At 41.5% G+C, this 25,436-nt stretch carries 25 protein-coding genes and 1 pseudogene; 3 read left to right on the top strand and 23 right to left on the bottom strand.

Features of this window, described 5'->3' with window-relative positions; genetic code table 11:
• The 4 genes from rplU to BLQ59_RS07740 all read right to left on the bottom strand — a co-directional run bounded on the left by rplU (window position 1) and on the right by BLQ59_RS07740 (window position 2,674).
• Window positions 1-312, bottom strand: coding sequence for a 50S ribosomal protein L21 (rplU, locus tag BLQ59_RS07755; RefSeq protein WP_014425460.1), 312 nt, complete (start codon window positions 310-312; stop codon window positions 1-3).
• A 248-nt stretch (window positions 313-560) separates the two neighbouring features.
• On the bottom strand, window positions 561-1,499 hold the full coding sequence (locus BLQ59_RS07750) for a hypothetical protein (protein WP_074572302.1): 939 nt from the start codon (window positions 1,497-1,499) through the stop codon (window positions 561-563).
• A gap of 2 nt (window positions 1,500-1,501) precedes the next feature.
• Window positions 1,502-2,305 carry an ImmA/IrrE family metallo-endopeptidase gene (locus tag BLQ59_RS07745; protein ID WP_074572301.1) on the bottom strand — a complete coding sequence of 268 codons (804 nt, stop codon included), beginning with the start codon at window positions 2,303-2,305 and terminating at the stop codon, window positions 1,502-1,504.
• 3 nt (window positions 2,306-2,308) lie between these two features.
• On the bottom strand, window positions 2,309-2,674 hold the full coding sequence (locus tag BLQ59_RS07740; RefSeq protein ID WP_074572300.1) for a helix-turn-helix domain-containing protein: 366 nt from the start codon (window positions 2,672-2,674) through the stop codon (window positions 2,309-2,311).
• 249 nt (window positions 2,675-2,923) lie between these two features.
• Between BLQ59_RS07740 and BLQ59_RS07735 the strand changes: the two genes are divergently transcribed.
• The gene (locus tag BLQ59_RS07735) at window positions 2,924-3,709 is read left to right on the top strand and encodes a helix-turn-helix domain-containing protein (protein WP_074572299.1); all 786 of its coding nucleotides are present in this window, start codon (window positions 2,924-2,926) and stop codon (window positions 3,707-3,709) included.
• A gap of 236 nt (window positions 3,710-3,945) precedes the next feature.
• On the opposite strand, the gene glf (BLQ59_RS07730) is transcribed toward BLQ59_RS07735, so the two are convergent.
• From glf (BLQ59_RS07730) to BLQ59_RS07715, 4 genes are read right to left on the bottom strand one after another with little or no spacing between them, the layout of a single operon-like run.
• A complete protein-coding gene (gene glf, locus BLQ59_RS07730) occupies window positions 3,946-5,058 on the bottom strand; it encodes a UDP-galactopyranose mutase (protein ID WP_074572298.1) in 1,113 nt (370 codons plus the stop codon).
• Between the two features lie 26 nt (window positions 5,059-5,084).
• Window positions 5,085-6,113 carry a galactitol-1-phosphate 5-dehydrogenase gene (locus BLQ59_RS07725; protein WP_074572297.1) on the bottom strand — a complete coding sequence of 343 codons (1,029 nt, stop codon included), beginning with the start codon at window positions 6,111-6,113 and terminating at the stop codon, window positions 5,085-5,087.
• On the bottom strand, window positions 6,110-6,814 hold the full coding sequence (locus BLQ59_RS07720) for an IspD/TarI family cytidylyltransferase (RefSeq protein WP_074572296.1): 705 nt from the start codon (window positions 6,812-6,814) through the stop codon (window positions 6,110-6,112). Before BLQ59_RS07720 ends, BLQ59_RS07725 begins: the two co-directional genes overlap by 4 nt.
• Entirely contained in the window at window positions 6,811-7,509 is a 699-nt protein-coding gene (locus tag BLQ59_RS07715) for a ribulose-phosphate 3-epimerase (RefSeq protein ID WP_256324634.1), read from the bottom strand. The genes BLQ59_RS07720 and BLQ59_RS07715 overlap by 4 nt, the downstream gene beginning before the upstream one ends.
• A gap of 188 nt (window positions 7,510-7,697) precedes the next feature.
• Here BLQ59_RS07715 and BLQ59_RS07710 point away from each other — a divergent pair, with 188 nt between their 5' ends.
• Window positions 7,698-8,000 carry a type II toxin-antitoxin system MqsR family toxin gene (locus tag BLQ59_RS07710; RefSeq protein ID WP_074572295.1) on the top strand — a complete coding sequence of 101 codons (303 nt, stop codon included), beginning with the start codon at window positions 7,698-7,700 and terminating at the stop codon, window positions 7,998-8,000.
• Window positions 8,001-8,009: 9 nt separating this feature from the next.
• Window positions 8,010-8,405: a type II toxin-antitoxin system MqsA family antitoxin gene (locus BLQ59_RS07705; RefSeq protein ID WP_074572294.1), complete on the top strand. Its 396-nt coding sequence runs from the start codon at window positions 8,010-8,012 to the stop codon at window positions 8,403-8,405.
• Window positions 8,406-8,458: 53 nt separating this feature from the next.
• Here BLQ59_RS07705 and glf (BLQ59_RS07700) read toward each other — a convergent pair whose 3' ends face one another.
• The 15 genes and pseudogenes from glf (BLQ59_RS07700) to BLQ59_RS07630 all read right to left on the bottom strand — a co-directional run bounded on the left by glf (BLQ59_RS07700) (window position 8,459) and on the right by BLQ59_RS07630 (window position 25,432).
• On the bottom strand, window positions 8,459-9,559 hold the full coding sequence (glf, locus tag BLQ59_RS07700) for a UDP-galactopyranose mutase (protein WP_074572293.1): 1,101 nt from the start codon (window positions 9,557-9,559) through the stop codon (window positions 8,459-8,461).
• A gap of 4 nt (window positions 9,560-9,563) precedes the next feature.
• Complete coding sequence (locus tag BLQ59_RS07695) at window positions 9,564-10,568, bottom strand: class I SAM-dependent methyltransferase (RefSeq protein ID WP_074572292.1); 1,005 nt, start codon at window positions 10,566-10,568, stop codon at window positions 9,564-9,566.
• Between the two features lie 15 nt (window positions 10,569-10,583).
• Complete coding sequence (locus BLQ59_RS07690; RefSeq protein ID WP_074572291.1) at window positions 10,584-11,540, bottom strand: CatB-related O-acetyltransferase; 957 nt, start codon at window positions 11,538-11,540, stop codon at window positions 10,584-10,586.
• A gap of 26 nt (window positions 11,541-11,566) precedes the next feature.
• Window positions 11,567-12,676: a DUF4422 domain-containing protein gene (locus BLQ59_RS07685; protein ID WP_074572290.1), complete on the bottom strand. Its 1,110-nt coding sequence runs from the start codon at window positions 12,674-12,676 to the stop codon at window positions 11,567-11,569.
• Window positions 12,677-12,688: 12 nt separating this feature from the next.
• Entirely contained in the window at window positions 12,689-13,834 is a 1,146-nt protein-coding gene (locus BLQ59_RS07680) for a glycosyltransferase (protein WP_074572289.1), read from the bottom strand.
• Between the two features lie 109 nt (window positions 13,835-13,943).
• Window positions 13,944-15,065, bottom strand: coding sequence for a DegT/DnrJ/EryC1/StrS family aminotransferase (locus BLQ59_RS07675; protein WP_074572288.1), 1,122 nt, complete (start codon window positions 15,063-15,065; stop codon window positions 13,944-13,946).
• A 32-nt stretch (window positions 15,066-15,097) separates the two neighbouring features.
• The gene (locus BLQ59_RS07670; protein ID WP_074572287.1) at window positions 15,098-16,288 is read right to left on the bottom strand and encodes an acyl-CoA reductase; all 1,191 of its coding nucleotides are present in this window, start codon (window positions 16,286-16,288) and stop codon (window positions 15,098-15,100) included.
• Window positions 16,272-17,351, bottom strand: coding sequence for a LuxE/PaaK family acyltransferase (locus BLQ59_RS07665; RefSeq protein ID WP_074572286.1), 1,080 nt, complete (start codon window positions 17,349-17,351; stop codon window positions 16,272-16,274). Before BLQ59_RS07665 ends, BLQ59_RS07670 begins: the two co-directional genes overlap by 17 nt.
• A 28-nt stretch (window positions 17,352-17,379) precedes the next feature.
• Window positions 17,380-18,786 (bottom strand): AMP-binding protein, encoded by a 1,407-nt coding sequence (locus BLQ59_RS07660; RefSeq protein WP_074572285.1) that lies wholly within the window; start codon window positions 18,784-18,786, stop codon window positions 17,380-17,382.
• 43 nt (window positions 18,787-18,829) lie between these two features.
• Window positions 18,830-20,224 carry a glycosyltransferase gene (locus BLQ59_RS07655; protein WP_074572284.1) on the bottom strand — a complete coding sequence of 465 codons (1,395 nt, stop codon included), beginning with the start codon at window positions 20,222-20,224 and terminating at the stop codon, window positions 18,830-18,832.
• 27 nt (window positions 20,225-20,251) lie between these two features.
• Complete coding sequence (locus BLQ59_RS07650; RefSeq protein ID WP_074572283.1) at window positions 20,252-21,685, bottom strand: radical SAM/SPASM domain-containing protein; 1,434 nt, start codon at window positions 21,683-21,685, stop codon at window positions 20,252-20,254.
• An 85-nt stretch (window positions 21,686-21,770) separates the two neighbouring features.
• Window positions 21,771-23,216 (bottom strand): radical SAM protein, encoded by a 1,446-nt coding sequence (locus BLQ59_RS07645; RefSeq protein ID WP_074572282.1) that lies wholly within the window; start codon window positions 23,214-23,216, stop codon window positions 21,771-21,773.
• Between the two features lie 29 nt (window positions 23,217-23,245).
• A complete protein-coding gene (locus BLQ59_RS07640) occupies window positions 23,246-24,310 on the bottom strand; it encodes an FkbM family methyltransferase (RefSeq protein WP_074572281.1) in 1,065 nt (354 codons plus the stop codon).
• A 10-nt stretch (window positions 24,311-24,320) separates the two neighbouring features.
• Window positions 24,321-24,851 (bottom strand): annotated as a pseudogene (locus BLQ59_RS07635) (FkbM family methyltransferase); the annotation flags it as partial.
• 11 nt (window positions 24,852-24,862) lie between these two features.
• On the bottom strand, window positions 24,863-25,432 hold the full coding sequence (locus BLQ59_RS07630; RefSeq protein ID WP_074572279.1) for a hypothetical protein: 570 nt from the start codon (window positions 25,430-25,432) through the stop codon (window positions 24,863-24,865).
• Between the last annotated feature and the right edge of the window lie 4 nt (window positions 25,433-25,436).

Raw genomic sequence — 25,436 nt, 5'->3', positions numbered from 1 at the left:
TTAAGCTTCGATCTTTTCGATAACAACCTTCGTGAACGGCTGACGATGACCCTGACGTTTGCGATAGTTGCTCTTAGCTTTGTACTTGAAGACCAGAATCTTCTTGTCCTTGCCCTGAGCTTCAACCTTGCCCGTTACCTTGGCACCTTCAACAACCGGCTTGCCAACTTTGACATCACCGTCGTTTACTACCGTCAGAACTTCGTCAAACACTACAGCTTCGCCTTCAGCAGCGGAGAGCTTCTCCACCATGATTACATCACCTTCAGCGACCTTGTACTGCTTGCCACCAGTTTTGATAATTGCGTACATGAAAACACCTCCCTATAAGATTACTCGCCAACTACGGCACTGCCACAAGGCAGTTTCAACAGCCTCGCTGTGCGGTTGGGGATGGGCTTTTAACCCAAATCAGACGCACTACAGGCGCCTACAGTTAGTAATAATAGCATAGGGCTCAAGGGGTGTCAAGAAAAATAATACCTCAACACCAGAATATTTTTCCAGTCAGCCCATCAAAAGTGAAAATCCATTTCAGATGCATATCTTCCATTCATTATCTAAAACACAATTTTAATTCCGTTCGGTTCCATTATTTTTTGTGCAAGGTCCCTAACGGATAGCGATATCTTCGGATTCACTTCCAAATCAAAATCTGTAAGCCCCATGATTCCAATGTTGCCAGATACTCCTTGCGAAATGATATTGATCATTTCATTCTCTGACATCTCAACATGTCCCCAGAACATATGCTGCACCAGCTTCGGCGTGCTAAATATAATGATTTTTGTTCCCTGATTTCCTCGACTGGCTTTTTTCATAACAGAGTCAATCTTACTTGCAGCACCTTTATCGTCAGTCAGAACACACAACTTTCCATCTGCTACTCCAGGCAGGTTAGATAAGAGGTGAACACATATTGCTATCATCTCTTCTCCTAAATCATCCTCATGCTCTTTGTTTCCTCTTACCGCGGAAAAGAATCTTTGATACAGATTCGAAGCCTTCAGTTTTTTTCCTTCACGCACTTCTGAATTCAGTCTGCTATCCGCCTTCAGAGTATCTGCGATTGTACTAACAGGGGAGCATACCATTCGCACAGCCCACATAAGATACTCATTTATTCTCTCAATCGAAGAAAAGCAATCTGAAAGAATATTATATGCATATTCTTCATTAAACAATATAACTCTTATGTTGGCATCATTTAGACTCTTTATGTAATCAGTAACTCGTCTCTCCAAGCTATGCTGATTTCCTGACAGCTCCATTAATATACATCTGGTCAGAAAAATCGTTACCCCCTGCTTCTCAAAGTACTGAATCAGTATATTTCTTTCGGTGTCTTTCAGATTGGAATGTCTTTGGAAGGAACATGCATCGTAAAAGAATACTCGGTCAGCCTGATAGAACATACGCTTAATTTCATTAATTTCTGTAATGACTGATGCTTCTATTTCATGCAAATTATCAGGGGTTTCCGTATATGTTGTCGCCATACTTACGTCCCCTTAATCTTCAAATATAACTCACGCATGTTCTTTAGCGCTTTATTGACCGTTCTTTTATTAATGTATTCATCTTCAACAAACTCTTTTCCAACCGTTGATACAACGGTCTCAATGTGAGCATAATCATCCTTACGTGAGGGTTCCATGATGCTTTCATCCAGCCACAAATCTTTCAGCTTTTCATTGATATGGTCTCTTTCAATATTGAATGTCTCTTCCCGCACCTCACTTCTAGCAATCATCCCCAGTTCTAAACTTCTAATCAATACCGCCATATATGGCACCTGATAATATGACATCAATCTTATGATTATCTCAGCTCTATTTCCATCAGAATCCTCTTTGAATTTAGAAAACATTCTTCTAAAACTAACCTCCGGCATCAATAACATACCCGCAAAAAGATTAGCTGCGTACTCTTCTTCATGTTCATAATAGTGATCGTCTGCGAATTCAACCTTGGAAACTAATTCATCAGATCCGAAAAAAACATGATATATTTCATGAGCTATGGCAAAGTTTACATTTACCCGGGGCAAAGATGTGTTCAGTACGACATACCCCATTCCATCCCCTTTATAGCATAATGCTCCGATTTCATCATCAGCAAACGGCATTTCAAAAACAAGATACCCCCTTTTTTTAAAGGATGATCTTACGATTTGTAAAACATTCAAGAGATCACTCTCATATTCAATTCCCGCAAATGAACAGAATCGTTTTACCATAGAATGTATATCCTCACGATTCTTATCACTATAGGCAATGATTGTACGTAAACGATCTATCTCCATTTCCTATCCCCTTGCCATGTTTTCAAATCGACACTTTGCACTCATTACTTCATCGATATTTTCCATTAGCTCCATCAACTGATTGGCAATCTGTTGCTGCTCTCCGGATGGCTCTCCAGCATAAAAAGCAATTTTATTAGCAGCGGATGTGCAGGCTCGCGGAATAATAATTGTATCAGCCAAAAAAAATTCTATATTCTTTCCCAGCCCTCGAGCAATTTTTTCCATATCAGTTCCACTTTCCTCTTGTACGCCGGTCAACAAACGCGACATCTTATTCTTATCAATGCCTGTAATCATGCTCAGATAAGCTTGTTTGATCTTCATCTCTGACAAGTATTTATTTACATTGTTAATAAATTTAGTCATAGCCTCCACCCCTTACGATCTTTAAAAATGAGATTATACTACCTTTAATAATTATTATACTCTTTTAAGGGCAAAACATCAAGCGTAATATCTCATATCTAGAGATATTTATAGACAGCGACTAATACAATATACTCCAGATGAGTATTCCACAACCTTGGATACCATATTTTTCAGTTGACAAACCTCTTAAGCCATGCCATACTGACGTTATAATGACATGTCAGTATATCAAAGGAGGTGCTTATTATGTCCGTCAATGTAATTCAAGGAAGTAACTCTCTTGCCCAAAAGATAAGACAAAGAAGGGCCGAACTAGGGTTGACTATCGAGGAAGCCGCATCTCGCGCAGGTGTAGGCACGAAAACTTGGAGCAGGTATGAATCTGGTGAGTCGATTCGTCAAGATAAGGTCAAAGGCATATGCAAGGCACTAAATTGGCATCAATGGGAAGGCTTGGATGAAAAAACATCAACTGCATTCTCTATTGATTTTTACAAAGCGCATGAAGAGTGGTCTGAATACTTAGAAAAAAGATTCGGAACCATAGCTGCTTTATCTTTTGTCATAGGCAGCGATATCTTACATGATTATATCACGGATGATATGGCAGAACTTGCCAGAATGCCGAAAGGTTCACATATTGGACAATTAGATTGTTCTTTTCTATCCAATATATTACCCCCTCAGTTTCTGATGTACTATAACTATGATTTTCTTTACCATTTACTAACTGAACTTCAACGTTTAATAGCATGTGCACAAGCAGGAAGAGAAATTATTGCGCATAGCGTATTAGATGAATTAATACTATATCTTTGCAACGAAGAAGCACAAATATTGATAGAAGCAGAAAAAGGATCTCTCGAATTGAAACGAAAAGAGTGGGCCAAATACTCCAAAGACTGGATATTTGATTTATTTGATGATATGGATATTATCACCTTCCTATACTCCGATATCTATTTAGATTCTAAGAACCCGTACCATTTTTCACACTGGGGAGACGTACAATTTTATACCAACAATCTTTGATTGAATATTCCAGGCTTGACGGGACGACACCTGCGCTCCGGGAAAAAGAAACCACTCCCATTGCAGCGCACAGCGGTGACAACGGCATAGAGCAGGAATGCTTGATTGATTGCTCTCCTGCCTGTCCGATGAGAAGAGCCACACATTCTGATGGTGAGAGCCATCCGTTCTGATGGGCAGAGCCACCACACCAGACCTTGAGACTGAATGACCGGTGAGATATGTGGCTCTCACCATCATATTACCTGGCTCCCCAATTCCCTCTCAGCCCTCTCCAGGGCACTCTTTATCACATCATCCATATCATAATACTTATACTCTGCCAGGCGGCCACCGAAGATAACATTCCTCTCACCAGCCGCCAGGTCTGCATACTGTTTATACAGCTCCTGATTCCTGTCATTATTCACTGGATAATAAGCCTCTTCCCCTGGCTGCCAATTAGCAGGATACTCGCGGGTTATGTAAGTAACCGGCTGCCTGCCGAACTCGAAATGCTTGTGCTCGATAATACGGGTGTAGGGTACCTCCCTAGCCGTGAAATTCATCACCGCCACGCCCTGGAAGTTCTCCTGCTCCAGCCGCTCCGTCTCGAATCTCAGCCCACGGTACTCGAGCCGCCCCAGCTTGTAACCGAAATATTCATCAATAGGACCAGTGTAGACAATCTTCTTCGCCAATCGATCAAAGTTTGACTTGTCTTTCAGATAATCCGTATCCAATCGCACCTCAATTCCCTCCAGCAGGGCATCTATCAGCTTGTTGTATCCTCCCACCGGAATCCCCTGATAACGGTCATTGAAGTAATTGTTGTCAAAAGTATAGCGCACAGGCAGACGCTTGATGATAAAAGCAGGCAGTTCCTTACAAGGACGTCCCCATTGCTTTTCCGTATATCCCTTGATCAGCTTCTCATATACCGTACGGCCAATCAAAGAAATTGCCTGCTCCTCCAGATTCCGTGGCTCGCCAATGCCAGCAGCCTTACGTTCAATTTCAATCCTCGCCGCCACTTCAACAGGAGTGTGCAATTCCGGCCAAAGCTTGGTGAAAGTATTCATATTAAAGGGAAGGTTATAGAGTTCTTCATGAAAGTTAGCCACAGGAGAGTTCACATAGTTATTGAATTCCACAAATTTGTTCACATAGTCCCATACATCCTTATAAGATGTATGAAAAATATGGGCACCATACCTATGAATGTTGATGCCCTCTTTCTCCTCGCAGTAAACATTCCCGCCCGCATGGCTCCTGCGCTCCAGCACCAGGCAGAACTTGCCTTGCTCCTTCATTTCATGGGCAAAGACGGCTCCAAAAAGGCCGCTGCCTACAATTAAATGGTCGTACATAAACTTCATCTACCATCTAAAGAATCTCACAGCACAAACATAACCTTGCAATACATCTCCCTGCGCTCATGCATAAGAGAGAATGCTTCCTTATATTCTGCCAAAGCATATCTATGGGTAATGAGGCTCTTCAGATCCAGACGCTTATCATGCATAGCCTTGACGGCCTCAAGCCAGTCATTTTCCCTGCTGCCAAAGCTGCTGTTCCAAGTCCCCATCAGGATCAGTTCCTTGCGAAGGATCCTCCAATAAGCATCCTGAGACAGACTCATATTGGCTTGGGGATTCCCCATACAGACCACTCTGCCACCAGCTTTGGCATTGCTCAAGCACTCTGCCCACGGCTCCGGTGCTCCCGTCCCCTCAATGCATGCATCTGCGCCCCTGCCTTCGGTGACTTCATCCACCAGATCTTTCAAGCTCTCCTTTTCAGCATTAACAGCCATATCAAAACCCAATTTCTTCGCAAAATTCACTTTATCATCTGTCCTAGTTGCCAACAGGATATTCTTCACGCCTGCCGCCCTGGCCCATTGGGCAATAATCATTCCAATAGTACCTATCCCATAGATAAGAAGTGTATCACCCTGTCCTACACCACTTTTATGAAAAGCATGGAGGGCTACCGCAGCAGGCTCGCTCATAGCCGCCTCCTCATAACTCACGCCAGCAGGCAGAAAGCAAAGATTCTCACGCTTCACCGCCAGATACTCAGCCATGGCACCATCACGGCGGGAACCGTAGTAGTCATAATTGGAGCAACGGGCATACTGCTCGTCCCGACAAGCTTCACATTTGCCACAAGGAAGAAGCGGAAAGACAGCCGCCCCCTGCCCTACAAGATCCTTATCTTCCGCCTCCACGATTTCCCCGGCAAATTCATGGCCGATAATCGTAGGAAAATGATAGGTACCCTTTGTGAACACCCTAGGGATATCGCTGCCACAGATGCCCACAGCCTTGATTTGCAACAACACCTCTCCTGCCTTAGGCTCAGGCCTCGGCACTTCCTCGTATCGCAGATCTCCCACACCATGCAGATTCAACACCTTCATTTCAGCCACTCATCCCTTTCCGTGGCCAGCATGGCCTTGAATATATCTATATCCTCTGTACGAGTCAATTTGATATTTCTCTCACTGCCCTTCGCAAAGAAAATCTGCCATCCCAAAGCCACCTGCAGTGCCGAGATAGAATCAATCTCCACCCCCTGCTCCGCTGCCCGGGCATACATCTCCCGCATGCGCCTGCCAGACACGCATTCCGGGGTCTGCCCTCGAACCAGTCCAGCTCTTTCCACGACCTGACCGGTAGAGTCGGGAGACTGACGCATATACATCGTATCGGCACAATCCAGCACGGTCATGGCATTGTCATGCTCTTTACACACACGAATCATATCGGAGATTGACTCTGGCGACACCAACGGACGCACTGCATCATGGACAATCAGCACATCATCATCCGCCACATCGCCCAAAGCCATCATACCAGCCTTGGTAGATAAAAAGCGGGTAGCTCCGCCAGAAACGATCCCCCGCAGCTTGGAAATATTAAACTGCTTCACATAACCAGACAGCACTCTTTCCCATCCTTCAATACAAACTGCCTCCACTGCATCAATTTCAGGATGCCGCTCCAGCACCAGCAAGGTATAAATAATTATAGGTATATTATTCACATGAATGAACTGCTTAGGGATATCCTGCCCCATGCGGCTGCCCATGCCTCCTGCCAAAAGAACTACAATATTCATGAAAATTTCAACTCCCGTATAGCCTTTAACGTTTCACCATAAGGTTTAGCCTTGCCAAAAAGCAAGGTTGTCCCCAACACAAACCCTTTAACTCCCATGGGAGCAAATTTCCATATCTTATCCGGGCCACAGGCACCATCCCAGTAGATTTCAAAATCCATTTCATCCTTCACCGACAACAGCTTATTGATTTTTTCCCCCACATAAGGCAGAAACATCTGTCCCGCATTGCCGGGATTCACTGCCATCACCAGTACACTCTTCACAATCCGCAGCATCTCATGAATGGTTTCAAAACTAGTGCCAGGATTGATAGCGATCCCCGGAGTAATCCCTGCATTGATGATCTTCTGTAGCGTTGTAGAAGGATGATACTCCGCCTCAGGATGTATGTAAATCGTATCCCCCAATCGCAAACTCTCAATAAATATCTCAATCGTATTATTGGGATGCTCCACCATCAGATGTACATCCAAGGGCTTATCTGTAAGCGACCGTATACACCGCAAATCATTAAGCGACATGGCATAATTAGGCACATAGCGCCCATCCATAATATCTATATGGAAGGAATCAATCCCGCCCGCATCAAGCTCTTCCACTTCCCGCTGCAAATTTCGGTAGTCAGCACACATCATCGAGGCCATAAGTTCAAATTCCATCTTCACCCCTGCCTTCCCGACAAAAATCTCCATAAATTTCTATTCGCCCATATCCCTTCAAAATCCTGCCACCACTGTAAGACCGTGCTTTTCGAGAAAGGCATTGCAGCCCACATCTTCAAGGAGTGCGTTGAAGAATATAGGAATAGCGGTCATAAAAATAGTTCTTATTGAAATATGTACCACTATGGTCTATAATATTTATATGAGGAGGCTTCTTTATGCCCAATGTTTTAGATAAGTACACACCAACCTATGACCTGGAATCATTCAAGCATTCCAAGTACGAAATCAAAATGTCAGCTATCCGTGGCGCATTCGCACTTGGATTCAACAGAACCGATATTCGTACCGCTATCCAGGCCATGGAGCGCAAGCATTTTTACAAATCCATGACATCCTATCAGGACCATCATATCTGGCAAGATGTTTATCACGTTCCTTATAAAGGGTTCACCCTTTATATCAAATTCACGCAAGGTACCATTACTGACTTTACGCTTTTGTCGTTTAAAGAGAAATGAGGTATTACTATGGAAACAATTAAATATGATGCCGAGACTGGCGAAAAACTCGTCCGTGACATTCGAAATATCACGCTTACCTACCAAGGCCACAGTAAAACCTTCCCCATGCCTGGTTGGTATCCAGCTGACATCGATGAAGGAACCTTCACCGATGAGGATATGAAAGTCTACGACCGTGCTCTCAACCAGGTAAAGGCAGAAGCTGAAAATCTGTTACTTCCCAACGATATACGTTCCATCCGTAAGAAACTGAAGCTCACACAGGTTCAGGCTGGGACTATCCTTGGCGGTGGGAAAAAAGCTTTTCAAAAATATGAGAGTGGTGAAATCCTTCCCAGCCGGGCAATCTCCAACCTGCTTAAGCTGCTTTCCTTGCAGCCTAACCTATTAAAATCTTTATAAGCAACCTTCCATATTCTCCCGCCCCGGCGGGAGCTTTCTTTATGCAAAAAAGTCTAGCCCCACTCCTTTTCAACCCTCTCCAGAACACTCTTGATTACATCATCCATATCATAATACTTGTATTCTGCCAGGCGGCCGCCGAAGATGACCTTCTGCTCCTTGGCCGCCAGCGCCGCATACTGCTGGTAAAGACTCTGATTCTCGTCATTGTTCACCGGATAGTACGCCTCTTCACCTGGTTGCCAATCCGCAAGGTACTCGCGGGTTATGTAAGTAACGGGCTGGGTGCCGAACTCAAAATGCTTGTGTTCGATAATGCGGGTGTAGGGCACCTCTCGGGCAGTGAAGTTCATCACCGCTACCCCCTGGAAGTTTTCCTGCTCCAGGCGCTCTGTTTCAAACCTCAGTCCCCGGTACTCAAGCCTACCCAGGCTGTAACCGAAATACTCATCAATAGGGCCGGTGTAGACAATCTTCTTTGCCAACTTGTCGAAGCTCTCTCTGTCATTCAGATAATCCGTATCCAGCCGCACCTCAATGCCTTCCAGCAGGGCATCTATCAGCTTGTTATAGCCTCCCACAGGAATTCCCTGATAGCGGTCGTTGAAGTAATTGTTATCAAAGGTATAGCGCACAGGCAGGCGCTTGATGATAAAAGCAGGCAGCTCAGTGCAGGCACGCCCCCACTGCTTTTCCGTGTAGCCCTTGATAAGCTTCTCATACACCGTACGGCCAATCAGAGAAATAGCCTGCTCCTCCAGATTTCGCGGCTCTCCAATACCCGCCTCCCGGCGCTCAGCCTCAATCTTTGCTGCCACCTCAGCAGGAGTATGCACCTCCAGCCACAGCTTGGTGAATGTATTCATATTAAACGGCAGGTTGTAAAGCTCTCCTCGAAAATTCGCCACAGGTGAATTCACATAATTATTGAACTCCACAAACCTATTCACATAGTCCCACACATCCTTATAGGAAGTGTGGAAGATATGAGCACCATACCTGTGAACGTTGATGCCCTCTTTCTCCTCGCAATAAACATTGCCTCCCGCATGGCTCCTGCGCTCCAGAACCAGGCAGGACTTGCCCTGCGCTTTCATTTCATGGGCAAAGACGGCCCCGAAAAGGCCGCTGCCAACAAACAGATAATCGTACATGACTTCATCTCACATTCTCCAAAACACCAATTCCCATCAGTTGGTTAGGATATTCTGAAAAAATATGATGCCTATGCTCTGGTGTCATGTCCACAACTTCTTTCCACGTGCGAACAGTTCCACCATTCAATCGATCATATTCATGCGCATAGATATCATGGAATACCGTCAATTTTTTCGCATATTGGCCAAGATTCATATAATCACGCATTGACGCATCATATGAATGATCCGCATCAATAAATACAAAGTCATAACTATTACCTACATAATCTTCCGATGTAGATGGTATTCTCTTACGTAATTGAGGTAAAATATCATGAAATTCCTCAAAATTATCCAGATTATCTGCAATATCCACCAAATCATAAACAAGGTTCGGATTCTTCCTGGCTAACAAAGCACACATAAAATATGAGGTTTTTCCACGAAAAACACCTACTTCTATAGCCGTTTCTATATTCCAATTGCTCAAATACGTGCAATACTTAGTAAATTCATCAGGCCTTTGCTGCATTCCCATAACTGTTACTATAGCATCATCAATTCCATCCATATCCTCATCAAGTAATGGATAAATACCATATCTTCCTACAACTTTACGCATCCAATCAAAGCTTGCAACCTCCTGATCAGATGCCGAAAGTATATTTTTGATAACGTCCAATTGTATAGGTAATTGGACATTAATAATACTATCAACCATCTCTTTAACTGGTGTATAACAATAAACACTTACTATTTTGTCCTTATTAACACCAGCCGCACATAAATCAGCATATATTTCTTTTGCAACTGGATCTTGTGCTGTAATAATAACATAATCTATATCCATGTGGACTACTTCACTTACGGACAATATGTTATAGTTATGAAACTTCATTCCTTCCTGCAACCTTCTATCAATGGCACCTATAATCTTTATTTTCTTATCTTTTTGAAGCCCTCTAAAAATTCCCTCGTAGCCACGAAAAATCCCACCTAAACCGTAAAGAACAACTCTATCCATTTTGCAGACTCCTATTCATTCCCTAAAAAAACGCTCAACAAACTTTTCAGGGTCAGAAAAATATTTAATATTTAATTGAATTTTATCAATATCCCATTCCCACCATTTTATTTTCATCATTTTTTTCACTATATCCTCTTTGAAGCGATATTTGATAATTTTCGCAGGATTCCCTCCTACGATAGCAAACGGGGGAACATTCGATACCACCACACTATCAGAAGCTATAACCGCCCCATCTCCTATTATAAGTCTTCCATTCACTTTAAATCTACATCCGCGACCAATCCATACATCTGACCCGATCTCCAAATAGCCAACATCTGTCTTGACGTCAAAGTCCTCCCACCAATCCAATACGCCATAATCCCAAGTTGTGACTCTATGGTAATCATGCTGTCCGTTCAATCCAAGTTCATAGACACAATTCCATGCCACCGAAGTAAAATCTCCCACTTTAATCTCTGCAGGACCATCACGCCATCCCCACTCTATCCTACCTGAAAAATAGCTTTTTCTGCCTATTGCTATTTTTCTGTAGCCATCGGTGTAAACCTTTGGATAAATAGCATGCGTGTTCTCTCCAATAATGCTTTGATGACTATTTAAATCCATTTTAGGCAACGGTACTATAGCAACTTTTTCTTGCAAAAAACGCTCAAGAACCAATCCCTCCACCCCAAAGATTCTGGCATCGATTATTCGTTCATCTGGAATTGACGGATTCCATTGCTTAATTATATTCTTGCCCACTTGATACTTATTTGTCAACAAAAACACATAATCTATTATTAGTTCCTTATCACCATCTATTACCGAAAGTACCAATCCATTTCCTTCTGGCTTAATCACTGCGCAAATCTTGATTAATCCTTCATCTTCCATGCCATTAATCTTTTTCAATGTTTCCGGAGGAAAATCATCACCAATATATACTAAAATTACACGATATTCGTAACATTGCTTTCCCATTTTACCCACACCTCTTGACGGCTGTTTTATCCAATGAAAACTTTTTCTGCATGGGCAATTTTCCAGTTTTTCTTATTATATAAGAAATATAAGGTAATAAGTCTTTCTGTGCAAAATCCAGCATATCGATTATAGTAGGTATCCTCTATATCCCCTACAATATTCTCTACATCCATGACTATAGGAAACATCCATTCGCACAAATCATTTAAGACTTCACGACGAAGAATGCACATATTACTGGCATAAAAAATTCTTCCCTCGAAAATTTTCTTAGCGGCCTCATAATATTCTAAAGAATGCTTTTTCATAACCTCCATCATTGGCTGCCAAACAGTCGGTATATGCTTGAGCAGATAATCCTCATGCACAGAATGCTCGCAAAGCGTAGGCAATGGCAAAACAGCATCTATATCTGTTCTTTGCAACATCTCTGCAATCTTGTCCAAATCTACCCATAAACGCCTATAATGGCAGATTCCCAAATAATCTGCTGTCTTGTCATTTTTCCACATCCAATAAAATGCTGTCATTTCAGAATATCTACGGTTTCTGTCTGATATATTATCACCTGTGTCATCAGTAAGATTAGCTATTCGCTTTTCTGTCAGTGCTGCACCTACTTGTATAGGCAACACATAATCTGACAGTACAGGTTCTTTACTAAGAGGTTTGTCCACCTCACATCTTGCCATGTATACCTTCATGCTACATGGCTTTATTTCATGCTTCACTGGCATATCTGCCAACATAAACAGTGACTTTCCTTGCTCATTGTAAATAAATTTGAAAAAATCTACCTTAAGCTGATTATCAAGTTTGGCATCGTAAATACATAGGTTCTTAAATCCAAGTTTATGCAAGTGTACCTGGGCTTTATCCTTCCACTTGGCCGAAAAGCAAACTAACACACAGGTTTCACTGCTATTTTTATTTAACTTTACATCCAAAGCCGCCAAATTAAACTTTGATGCATCTATTTCATCTATAGCAGAGCATACTTCCACTACTATCAATCGCAAGTCCGGGCGAAGCTTCTCCAAATACGTTCTAACTCTAACCACATAATCGTGCTGGCCATAAATTATAAGTTCACTGCTATATGAAAACTTCTCTCCCATGATATATTCTGACATATCATTACCACCTTATTCATATTTAATATATTGCTGCAAATTTACAACATGTGCTGATATGTCCATATTATTTATAGCATCAAAAACAATCTGATTGGAGGCCACGATAAGCCCGTCACTGTGTTTTACCTCATCTGTATCAACAATAGTAAAACCAAAAGGTGTAGCATTGCCTATTGACTCATTAAGAGCATCACAAATGCCTCGTAACTGAATATCATGTTTCTTGCAAAATCTTTGAAAGGCCATGCCTCTCTTGCCATTTCCCCACAAATATATAGTTTCAAATCGCCCCAATACTGCCTCAATTTCATTTTTATTCATTTCCAGCTGGTCAAAAAAAGTCATTTCGGCTTTTTGCCCCATTTCGACTCTTTTTGCAACCGCCTCATGGTACTTGTAATCCGTTTCTTTATCAAGGGTCTCAAGCATAGACACCATTCGATTAAAATGTTCCGTCCTTAAATGAGCATCTTTTTCCATACGCGTGCTCCATGCCCCCTCTACCCCGGAGCGATATGCAGCCATTTCATCGTCAATATAGTATGCACCACCCCGCAGAGATCCTTTTATTTGCCATACATAATCTAACTCCATTACCTTTTCAAACTCGTATGACATAACGGACAAAGCAGAGCGCCTAAAAAATAATGAGGCTGATGCAAAATACTGTCCACCACCAGCGATGACATCCTGTACAGGGATAATACATTCATGCTCCTTCGGGCGCATCAAACCTATGCGATTCCCAGTAATAGCATCGACCACTACACCTCTGCCCGCACATAAATCAACTTGAGGATGACTTTCCATGGCATCATATTGCTTTTGCAATTTAAGATTATCAAGCCAGTAATCGTCACCCTCACAAAATGCTATATATTTCCCTTTGGCAGTATCATTTGTCATTTCCCTCACTATTCTTCTTCCACTAGCATATTGGTTTTCATCTTCATAGATAGGAACAATTAAATTCGGGTATCTTTTCGCATATTCACGTAATATATCCGTAGTGCCATCCATCGAACAATCATCATGTACTATAATCTCATAATCAAAATCTGTTATCTGATTAATCATGCTGTCCAAAGACTGCCTTAGCAACTCACCATGATTATATGTCAGGCAAATAATGCTTACTTCAGTTGATGTTGACAAAACAACCACTCTCCTCAACATTAGCCAGCAGTATTTACCCAGAGATAAACACCATGACTACAAATCTGCTAAACTTCACCAAATTAACCAGAAAATCAATAGCAAATCCCTATCCAATTCTCTGGCATTCACGTATACAATTGCAAATCCTACGCACAGCTTCCAAATCCAGGTCAGCATATATAGGCAGGCACAATATTTCCTTGGAAACTCTGTATGCCACAGGCGTGTCCGCTGGCGAGCCTATATCCATATAGCAGTCAAATGCATTGGTCAACGGATAGAAATACTTCCTAGTATTCACGCCTATCTCTGCTAATCTGTCAAACACATCATCTCTGGTGCAGCCGAAGTTCTCCGGAACAACACGAATGGGGAAATATGCGTAATTTGCCTCAACCTCTGCCTGTTCCTTCCAGACCACTATCCCCTTTAAACCATCCAGATTCTCCTGATAAGCTTCTGCCACATGTCTTCTCTTTTCAATTTCCTCTGCAATATGCCGCAAGTTACAAAGCCCCATAGCTGCCTGGAACTCACTCATCTTGGCATTAGCGCCAACATCCTTGATCACTTCCGGTCCTTGAATACCAAAGTTCTTAAGATAATACAGTGGCTTCTCCAAATCCTCATCCTTAAAGCAAACCGCACCACCTTCAATGGTATGGAATACCTTGGTAGCATGGAAACTAAGCATGGATGCATCACCAAAAGAGGCAGCACCTTTGCCTTTATAGGTAACGCCAAAGGTGTGGGCTGCATCATAAACCACCTTGATGTTATACTTCTCAGCAATTCTGTCAATGGCTTCAACATCGCACATATTTCCGTAAACATGCACAGGGACAATGGCGGAAGTGCGCTCAGAAATCAACGATTCAATTTTACTGACATCAATAGTGTAATCATCATCCCTGATGTCGCAGAAAACCGGCACCAAGCCATTCCTTACAATTGCATGAGTCGTTGAGGCAAAGGTAAATGGAGTGGTGATAACTTCACCGGACAAATTAAAAGCCTGTAACGCCATTTCTAAAGCCATATGACCATTGACCATCAACGAGATATGCGGTACCTGCAAATACTTGCAAAGCTTTTCTTCCAGCTCTTTATGCTTTGCTCCCATATTGGTCAGCCAACGCGTTTCCCAAAGGCTTCGTATTTCCTCAACGTATTCTTCAAAAGAAGGCATAGAGGATTGTGTTACATTTATTCTTCTTTGCTTTTCCATGATATCTGCCTCCTCAGTTACAGGCAACAGTATTATCTGATATCTATTTCCCTTGACATCCTGCGAATAAAATCAATGCCATCCCAAACAAGCCTAAAGTCCAAGGTGCTGCCAATAGGAACAACCCTATCCACACCTCTTGGAGCATTCTTGGCAAGAAAACTGCCCCAATCTTCCTTTGGTATGCCATAATAGGAAACCGTCTGACAGCGTTCCTTACATATGGGTGCTATGTCATCAAGGGAATTTGCCATATACTCCATAAAGAAACCACTATTCCCCTTAAAATTTGCCAAATCTCCATCCAATTCACTCAGCAACGCCCTAGTGACGATATTATCCTCTGCTTTTGCTATCTTCACCTCCCTGTTGCTTGCCAAAAGGCAGGATTTTAGCAGCTTGTCAACAGCCTGCACGGGCTGCAAGGCATATTCATTGACAGCAATGTCGTGCACATATTTCCAAAAAACTTCCCTTGCCCTATCCCTGTTGTTCCCAAGCCATATCACAATGCAGGGCGAAGTGCAGGCATTTTGATCTGTATGGTAGGTGTCATTATAAAAGCCGCGCGCTATCCTGTCTTTATCTTCAGCTTCAAGATAGGCCTCCGCCTCAATGACCGCTATGGAATAACGGTCCGCAAGGGTAATCTCTGTCCCCCTGGGAGGAAGTGGCGACTGCCTCAGGAGACTGATGGTCTTATCTCCGCCCCATATTACCCGTATATCGCAGGCTGCAGAGAAAAAGTCATTAATGTCTTTTTCATGGCCGTAGCGTACAAAAGCAATATAAGGGCGAAGTTCCGGCACCAGCTCAAGCATAGACTGTATAGCCTCACAAACAATATCCGTCTGCCGGAAGTCTCTTGACGGCAACCTTACAACGCTGGCATTGCCAGCCAGGAGCGCCGCCACAAAGGAATAGGCAAAATTCAAAGGCACATTGGACGGAGCTATATGGAATGCCATGCCACGCCCAATACGAAACCTGCCATCTTCATAATCCCGTTTTTGCTCAGATATGGAAGCCTTGCGGCACCAAAAAGCAAACGTCATGACATCGGGATATTTTCTTGTTTCTGCCTTTTTTAGCAAAATCTTCGACAACACGGACAGGCCATTCATCGCCAGTTCTGAAAAAATAGGCAAAGGCCTGCAGTCAGGCATGGCTCTAACAACGTCCTCTGAGCCCACCATATATTTGATATTAGAATTTATCTGCATACGTATCACTGCATCCTCTTATTTCCGCATTCTTCAACCGGCCCAGTATCTCGAAATATTTGCCCTTGCGTCCACAAGGGCAGTCATCCACACCCAAAATTACACCTTCATCTTCTGTCAAAAGAGAATGTCCCGGATATGATTTAGGAAGCAAGGATATTACTTGTATGATGCCTTTCTCGCCAATATCCGCCACTGAAAAGTCCCTGCCACGACGTATAATTATATCTGAATAGGAGCTGACATGCAGATGCCCCTCCTCGCACTCCATACAGATGCAGCCTGTCTGCTCCACCATGCCATAGTAATTGTGAACTTCCGTTATGCCGCACACTTCCTGTAGTGCTTTGCGAAATTCCAGAGGGGAGACCGCTTCCTGCTGCAATTTCTTCCAGCCGCCACCATGTATAAGCACACCATTGCCAAGGTCAAGCTTTACGCCTTGCTCTTTCAGCGTCTTATAGAAATGCTGCCAGATCATGAAAGTAAAGCCAAAAAGAAGTATCTTCTCACCTTGATGCTCAGCCAGGAATTCCGCAACCTTATCAACTTCAAGCTCCATATCATCGTTCAGCGCATAGATTTTCTTCTTGCCAAATATGGAAAAGCCAAGGATGCCGGCCCCACGGGCTGAAAACATTTCTCTCTTCTTCAGAACAGATGGACAGTCGATAATAAGCATGGGCAACCTGTGACCACCTGTGTACTCCGAAACAATCCTTGCCAAGGTTTTCTGCTGGTTGGCTGCAGTTTCTTTGTCCAAATAGATTTTAGATACAGCCTGCCCCGATGTGCCTGATGAAGTCATGGTTTTGAAAACTTCATCTTCAGTACAGCTTCGCAAGTCCATTTCCTTGAACACTCTCACCGGCAGGAAGGGCAGATTGACATAGTCATCAGTTTCTCCTTCATAGTCCAGTGCTTTCAGGATATTACGATATGATTTGCAATTATTCTGATGATACAATGTCAGTTTATTCAAAGCTTCCGAAAACACCCTCCTTTTGTCTTGCTGCGACAGTGAAAAAGGCTCATATTCTTTTAGGAAATCAACATATTCCATCTTTATCACTCACATTCGTTGCTTAAAATCATATCATTGCTTCAAGTTTGGAATATAGAATCTTGCCTGATGAGTTTTTAGGAATAGAATCAACATCATGTACACGTATAGCCAAATGATGAATGTTAAACTTAGTGGAAACATATTCCTTTATATCTTCAGTAAGATTAATATCTTCTATGAAGATATGCATCAAGTCATCCACACCGGAAACAGCAATCCCCAAAGTATCAAAATGTTTTTGTAGTATGAATTCTACTTCCTGAAGATTGACCCTTTTGCCGTATATTTTTAAGAATCTTTTCTTGCGGCCTACTACAAAATAATAACCTTCTTCATCAAACTTCGCTAAGTCCCCAGTCTTGAGCCGCCCCTGCGCCTCGTCACCCTTGGCTAAATCTTCACCGTGCTCGGCGTACCCTAGCATTACATTATCGCCATAGTAAACCAATTCCCCGATGGTATCCAGCGTATTTATTTCTTTGCCGTTATCATCAATCAGGATGAACTTTCCTCCTGGGATAGGTATTCCCATAGCGCCACATTTTCGCAACGACTCCTCAGGCGGCAAATATCCCATGCGGGCCGTTGCCTCCGCAGCACCATACATCACAATGAATCTTTTCCCGTTCTTCAATGCATAATCCGCAAATTTTTCGTGAAGTTCAGGAGGCAGTTTGCCGCCTGCCTGGGTAATGGTTTTCAAGGCAGGCAGTTCCATCTTGAAAAACCGCAAACGATTAAGCATTTCAAAGGTATAGGGCACACCACCAAAATTGGTAACGTTCTTTTCTCGCATCATTTGCCAGAATTCTTTCTGGAACATGGATTTTTCTGTCAAAACGATGGAAGCACCGGCATAGAGGTGGGTATTTATAATGGACAAGCCATAAACATAGTGCATGGGGAGATTTGTGACAGAACGCTCTTTCTCATCAATTTCCAAGTAATCAATGATAGACCTGGTATTGGCTAAAATGTTTTTATAACTGAGCCTAACCAGTTTCGGGCTGCCTGTCGAACCAGAGGTGGTCATGAGCAAGGCTAGTTCGTCATACAAAGAAAAAGCTTTCCTCTCATGGCATCTAAGCAACACATACGACTCTAAAGCATAAATTTCCTCGCAATTCGAAAACAATTTACTCATGCTAGCAGGTGCCCAGAAATACTCGGGCCGGTATCGCTTTGCCAAATTCAACAGCAATTCTGTATTCAAACTGCTGTCAACCATCACAGGTACTATTTCATGGTTCAAAAAACATACGTATCCCACCACGGATTCCACAGTATTTGTACACAGCAAAAACACCAGGGAACGTCGAGGAATATTTTTACATATCTGCTCAGACATCACATTCAGTTGACCATAATCAACCATTCCATCTTCGGAGATGAGTGCAATGTTATTTTTGTATTTACAGAAGTCCCATATCATGTTTTTCATCTCCCACTTTTACACTATACAAATGTCTGTTGGCTTAAAGGATAATTCTATCCTTGCTATCAAACCAAAAAAGAAACTTGTAACGCCACTTCTTTATTTCCATTAACTGATAAACATAATAATCGTTGAACCCCATCTTTTCCAATGTAGGTACTATTTCCCTATAGTACATCCCTGTAGAGATAAGTATTACGATTTTATTTGGATCTTCATCCGCAAGTGAATCAAGGCTACAGATACGACGACCAAATATATATTTACCCTTTTTCCTCTCATTTCTATCCACTATGTATTTAGCTTTAAACCTATCATAGTATTGATTAAGTATATCTCGCGCTCCACCACCAGCACCATATATAACAATTTCTTTGCCATCAGCAGCTTTATAGAAATCATCCCATGTTTTATTCAATTTGTTATAAATTGATTCATCAGGACGAGGAGGGTCTGTATTCCTAATACTAGGATAAATAGTAGAGAGATACATCGATTTAATTAGAAGCTTAAAATAATAAAATTTTTCCGGTGTTCTTTTCAACATTTTCATCACACAGTTCCAGCGTCCCAGGGACGGCATTTGAAATAAGTAATTTACCATGTAATAAAACAGCGGAGTCTTGCTAACCCTCAAATCTAAAGGGATATTCAAAACCTCTCTGGCATATCTTTCTAAATTTACTTGATATATAAATGAATCATAAAAATGAAACTGATTGCTTCCTTGAGATGAATTCCAACTATCCCCCTTACCATGCATATTACGACGATAGCATGACATTTTGTCTGTCATTACAAAAAATCTTCCATGGGAGAGCAATAACAGCAAGTATGTCCAGTCTCCTACGAATGGATCTGCTTTATATATGATGGATGTGTCCTTATCCTCCAAAAAGAAATTATGATACACCCATGTCCCCCCTTGAGCAGGAAGCTTATTTTGCATAAAATCCTGCACAGTGAATTCGCCATTAAAACCATACCAAAATCTCTTATCAAAAGCAGAAATATCCGACTCATCTATAAAATCGCCATTTTCATCCACATATATAAATGCATGAGCGCATGTGTAGTATTCTGGATGCGATTCCAGAAAGTCTACCTGTTTTTGTAACTTATAAGGATCTGACCAATAATCATCACCTTCTAGGCCAGCTATATACTTACCCTTAGCACATAAATCAAGCTCATATGTATTTCGATTGGCCCCTAAATTCTTCTCTCGATAGAAAATTCGGAACTTTCCTGGGTATTTCTTTTCATAGCCACGCAAGACTTCTGCCGTACCGTCCGTGGAACAGTCTTCTCCAATCAATATCTCAATTGGAAAATCGACTTTCTGTGCCAGAATACTCTCTACAGCTTTACCTATGTATTTTTCTTGGTTATATGTAGTAAGAATGACGCTTACAGTAATATTTGTATCAGACACAATACCACATCCATTCTCCAATTATTTTTAATAAGGTTTCGATTTCCTAAGCTCAGATAAAACTTCCTTGATACTGAGGATACGTGGCGCCGTCACCTGGCCACTAATTTCTCTTTCTATTTCGCCGTAATTTGTAAGTGAGCATATAACAATCGTATATTGGTAATCTGTAGGCAACTCCTCGACTTTTGTTATAGTAATTCCCTGTTCTACTGCTGATGCGCGATTTTTATCAATCAAACGATCAACTTCTATGCCAGTACCTGCCAATGCATCCAAGAACATTACTCCCACCATACCGACTCCATGTATGGCAAGACGTCTTATATTCTGTTGCTCGAAAAATTTCTTTAATTTACTAGCTATATCATGATCTTTTGAAAACATCTCAGATATTTCCCTGGCACCTAATCCGCAGCCACGTTCTGCCAAATAGGTAATCAAATCGCCATTCTCACTGTTCCTTCCCCCAGACCAGTCAGCCACCTTAGGATGCTTGAAAATTGGATTTTTCATAACTTCCAAGTATTCCTGATGATAAGGATGATATGCTCCTCTCACATCCATAAACCACTCTACTTCCGGTGGTTGCGCCCCACAATCATCAAAAGGTCTCAGACGCACTACGTCCGCACCAAACTCTTCTATACATCTTCTAGTAAATTCTGGCATAGTACGGAAATTCCGCTCCTGCACCACTGTTGCCAATTCCAAATAGTTAATTACTCCCTGCTCACGCAGTCCTTTGACAAATCGCAGATTGTTCTCTATTTGACTAATTGGCAGTTTTGTTCCAGAGCAAAACTGATATGTCGCTTCATCAAAACTCATAACCGTAATTGACACACGCAAATTATACTGCCCTAGATTTTCTATTTGCTTCCAATGATTCTCATCAAATAAAGAACCATTTGTTTCCAGTAACACAGTAATATCTTCCTTAGGTGCCAAAGGTTTCCAATTGGAAAGCAGTTTTAGAATATGAGGGCTAACAAATAACTCACCTAAACCATTAGCTGCTATAAACTTTAAATGAGGCATAACTTCTTTGAGTTTTTCCGTAATGAGTTGGTATCCTTCAAATTCTCCCTGCCGATGAACATTACAACTACCAAAAGACGCTGTGCAGCAAGTACAAGCATAGTTGCAATTTCTGTCAAAAGCTAACCAAATATGCTCTGGATATTCGGGAATTTCTTCTATATCGATACAATGTTCTTCTATCTCATTTCTTGACAAATACGGACATTGATCAATATTGCACCAAGAATAGTCACCTTGTGAGAGTTTTTCCCTAAGCTTTTCTGCTTTCTCACCATGCCAAATCTCATACAGACTTTTCTCTTGTAGTTTTCCTATTATGCCATCCCCCACCTCCTTTCTAATCCAAGAACACATCCTAACAGTCCCCTGATAATCAGTAATCTGCAGATAATTTAATGCACGCTCGCAAATATGCAATAAAAACGCCTCCCTGCATTATTCAACATATATTTTATGCAACTCTTCTCCATCATACAGGATAATAGTTGCATTGCCCATCATCCTAACAATAAATTTCTCTTAAAATCTCTTCAACGATATCTTTTACATTTAAAACACAAGGTGCTTCAATTTTTTCTTCTATCTCTTGCTTTATCTCATCAAAAAAGAATGGTGCCGTTATCACGATAGGTTTAGTATAATCAACTGGCATATCTTTTAAGCCTGACACAGACAATCCATTTATTGATTCACCACACAATGCCTTGTCAATCAGTTTGTCTATTTTTAACCTACTTCCCCTCAAAGTCTTAAGGAACGCCTTTCCAGGATATCCTAAGCCGTAAACCGAAATTTCACTTATGCCCTTATCTATGAAATACGCCTCCAATTTCTCTTCAATACCATCCTCACCAGCAAAAATCTTAACCAAATCATAGTTCACCTGCTCCCTGCTGCCTACAGGAGCTCCATGCTGTGCAAGGTAAGTGCGAATGTCTCCGTTCTCGCTATCTCTGCCACCGGACCAGTCACGAACTTTGGGATGCTTGAAAATTGGATCTTTCATTACCTCTAGATATTCCTGATGATACGGATGATGCTTGCAGCGCACATCCCAAAACCACTCGACTTCAGGTGGCTGTGAACCGGTATCATCAAAAGGTCTCAACCTTACCGTGTCTGCACCAAATTCCTCTATAAACCTTCTGGTGAGTTCTGGCAAAGTGCGGAAATTCCTCTCCTGGACAACGGTAGCAAGTTCTATACTATTAATAATTCCCTTCTCACGCAAGCTTTTTACAAACCTCAAGTTGTTTTCTATCTGCGTGATTGGCAATTTAGTACCATGACAGAACTGATATGTTTTTTCATCAAGACTCATTACCGTTATAGCGACATTAAGCCTATACTGACCAAGATTCTCTATCTTTTTCCAATGTTTCTCATCAAATAGAGAACCATTAGTTTCCAATACAACAGTAATATCTTCTTTAGGTGCCAACGGCTTCCATTCAGAAAGAATCTTTAGTGTATGGGGACTTGCAAAAAGTTCGCCAAGTCCATTACCAGAAATCAACTTCAAATGAGGCAATATATCTTTGATTTTTTCCTCTATATTCTTATAGCCAGCTTCCACATCTTTATTAAGCAAATCACTCTTACAGTTTGGAGTATGGCAACATGGACAGGAATAATTACAAATTTTCTCAAAAGCCAGCCACAGATGATCCGGATATTCCGGAATCTCATCTATTTCAATTTTATGCTCCTCAATTGTTCCCATGGAAAGATATGGACACTGGTCTATGTTACATAAGCTATAGTCATCATTAGCCAACCGATTTTGGACGTCTCTTATTGCTTTACCATGCCATACATCATAGAGACTGTTATCCCTCAGGCTACCAATATTTCCAGCACCGGGAATACGAAGCCAGCCGCACAGGCGGACTGTCCCCTCATAATCACTTATTTGAAGAAAATTTATTGCGCGCTCGCAAATCCGCATAATTATCCCCTCACTAATCAGACATTGTATTAACACCAGGCATACAAAACAGTTTCTTCCCACCATGAGGAATAATGACGGAAAGTAAATTGGTAATTGGAATTCAACTGCAAAATCAGGTCTGGCAAAACAACAAAATCATTATCTTTATGATATACAGAAATGGCCAATCTAGGACTATATTTTTGTATAGTCTCTTTTGCCCCTTCTAAAGCCTGATATTCTGCACCTTCAATATCCATTTTAATAAATGTAGCTTTTTCTCCTAAAAGCATTTTATCAATGGTAGTCGTACTGATTTTTTCCGACCCATTTCTAATATCAATCTGGCTTCCAGCACCGCAATTTGTACGGTTAAACGAAACCTCTCCATCTTGGTTCCAAGCACCTTTGGTTATCAGATTGTAATTCTTAACAGAATATTCCTTCATAGCTTGATGACATAATGCCTCGTTATCAGGATTAGCTTCCATCATGTAAATCTTTTCGTATGAATTATTGGTCCATTTTGCAAAGTCTACACTCGTCATGCCATTATATGCACCTGCATCAACAAAAACCTCTCCCGTATTTGGCTGAAAAAAATCAAAATATTGCCTTCCTGTATAGCCTGTGAGAAAGCCTCTTGACGGATAGTATATTTTCTCTCTATCTATTCCAGCCCATAAGCACTGCTCGTACATTTCTCGTGCATAATTAAAGCTTCCTAGCACTACAATATATTCTTTATCAAGATTACAAAGTTCATCAAATGATATAACATTAATACCATCTACAACTTTGCCACTATTTTCACTGCTACTATCACAAAAAGTTATATCAGTTATCCCCCCCCCGCATAGAAGCTTCGCCGTGTATTTACCCACAGCACCAGCCCCGAAGACAACTACAGACTTTCCTTCTGTGAAATATCTATCAAAATCTTTTTGTAGAAAACAATTCAAATTATATTTTTGTTCTCCCTGTAGCATAGTTGACATTTTCCATTTATCGATCTTCCCCAACATGCACTGCATCCTTGCATCAAAAATGCTTTTAGAAGTATCATCCGATAAGCGATTATATACATCAACACATTTATCAAAAAAAGTCATTTTACCACTCCTAGTAATTCTGCATCGTAACAGGAATACAATACAGGACCAATTCCGACTCCGTTGAAAGATGATGCTTTTTTAAAAAGAATTGATAAACCTTATCTTTCCGCTCAAAAGACTTGATATACTGAGGGATATCAAGCAAATCAGAAGCCCTATGATATACACAAATAGCCAACGCTGGCATATCACGACTCAATATCTTTGATGCTCCTCGCAGGGCTGGCAATTCACTCCCCTCGATATCCATCTTAAGGAAATCAATCCTTGATTCACCTACCATATTATCAAGAGTATCAACCTCTATAGAACTTCCAGTATCGCACACCTGTTTTGTTCCTTCGTAGCTCCCTCCAAAATAAAGTGTTTTTTTGCTATCCCACGCACCAAAAGGAATAATTTCCACATCATGGTATACTTCATCTTTCACCAGTTGTTTCAAATCGCCTAAGTATTCGTCACTAGCTTCAACCGCAAAAATCTTTTTATAGTTTCCATTTGTCCATTCTACATATTCTTTAACTGTATCACCTCTATACGCTCCACAGTCTAAGAATGTCCCCCCCCCGCGAACATCTGTGTGGTTTTGTTAAAATACTGTCTGCCTGCTCGCGGAGCATTAAAATTATACAAAACGTTACCACTTACCTTCAAATTCAAATAGGCCACAAAAGTCTGCTTGGATTCCTCATCGCTCAGCCAATCATAAGTACGTTGAAACTTCTCTCGATTATCTGAAAGATATTCGTAAGTAATTTCTTCATGGTCCACATCTGGCTTAGATATTGTATAGTGGATAATAGAATCATCCTCTAAGAATCTCTTCAGTGGCATCCCATCGCTTGCATCGCCTATAGCTGATACGAAAACATATTTTTCCGGTGATTTTTTTATAATCGCAAAATCATAAACTGGTTTGCCCATAAAGCTATCGTTTAGACGATATGGAGCGTCTACAGCATAGGCAGCAACTTCTATCCCTTTGCCATTCAACTTTTCAGTTACACGCCTGCTTATGTCCCCCATACCATAAAGGATAATAGGAAGTTTATGCGATACTATACGTTCAAATATCCCTTTTTGTTCATTTGGTACATTCTCTATCAAATCAAGAAACATCGTT

Origin of the sequence: Pseudoselenomonas ruminantium (genome assembly GCF_900104055.1) — a bacterium.
In the GTDB taxonomy this organism is placed as follows: domain Bacteria; phylum Bacillota; class Negativicutes; order Selenomonadales; family Selenomonadaceae; genus Selenomonas_A; species Selenomonas_A ruminantium_C.
Note: the sequence above shows the minus strand (reverse complement) of the source record. Positions and strands in the feature narration are given on the sequence as shown.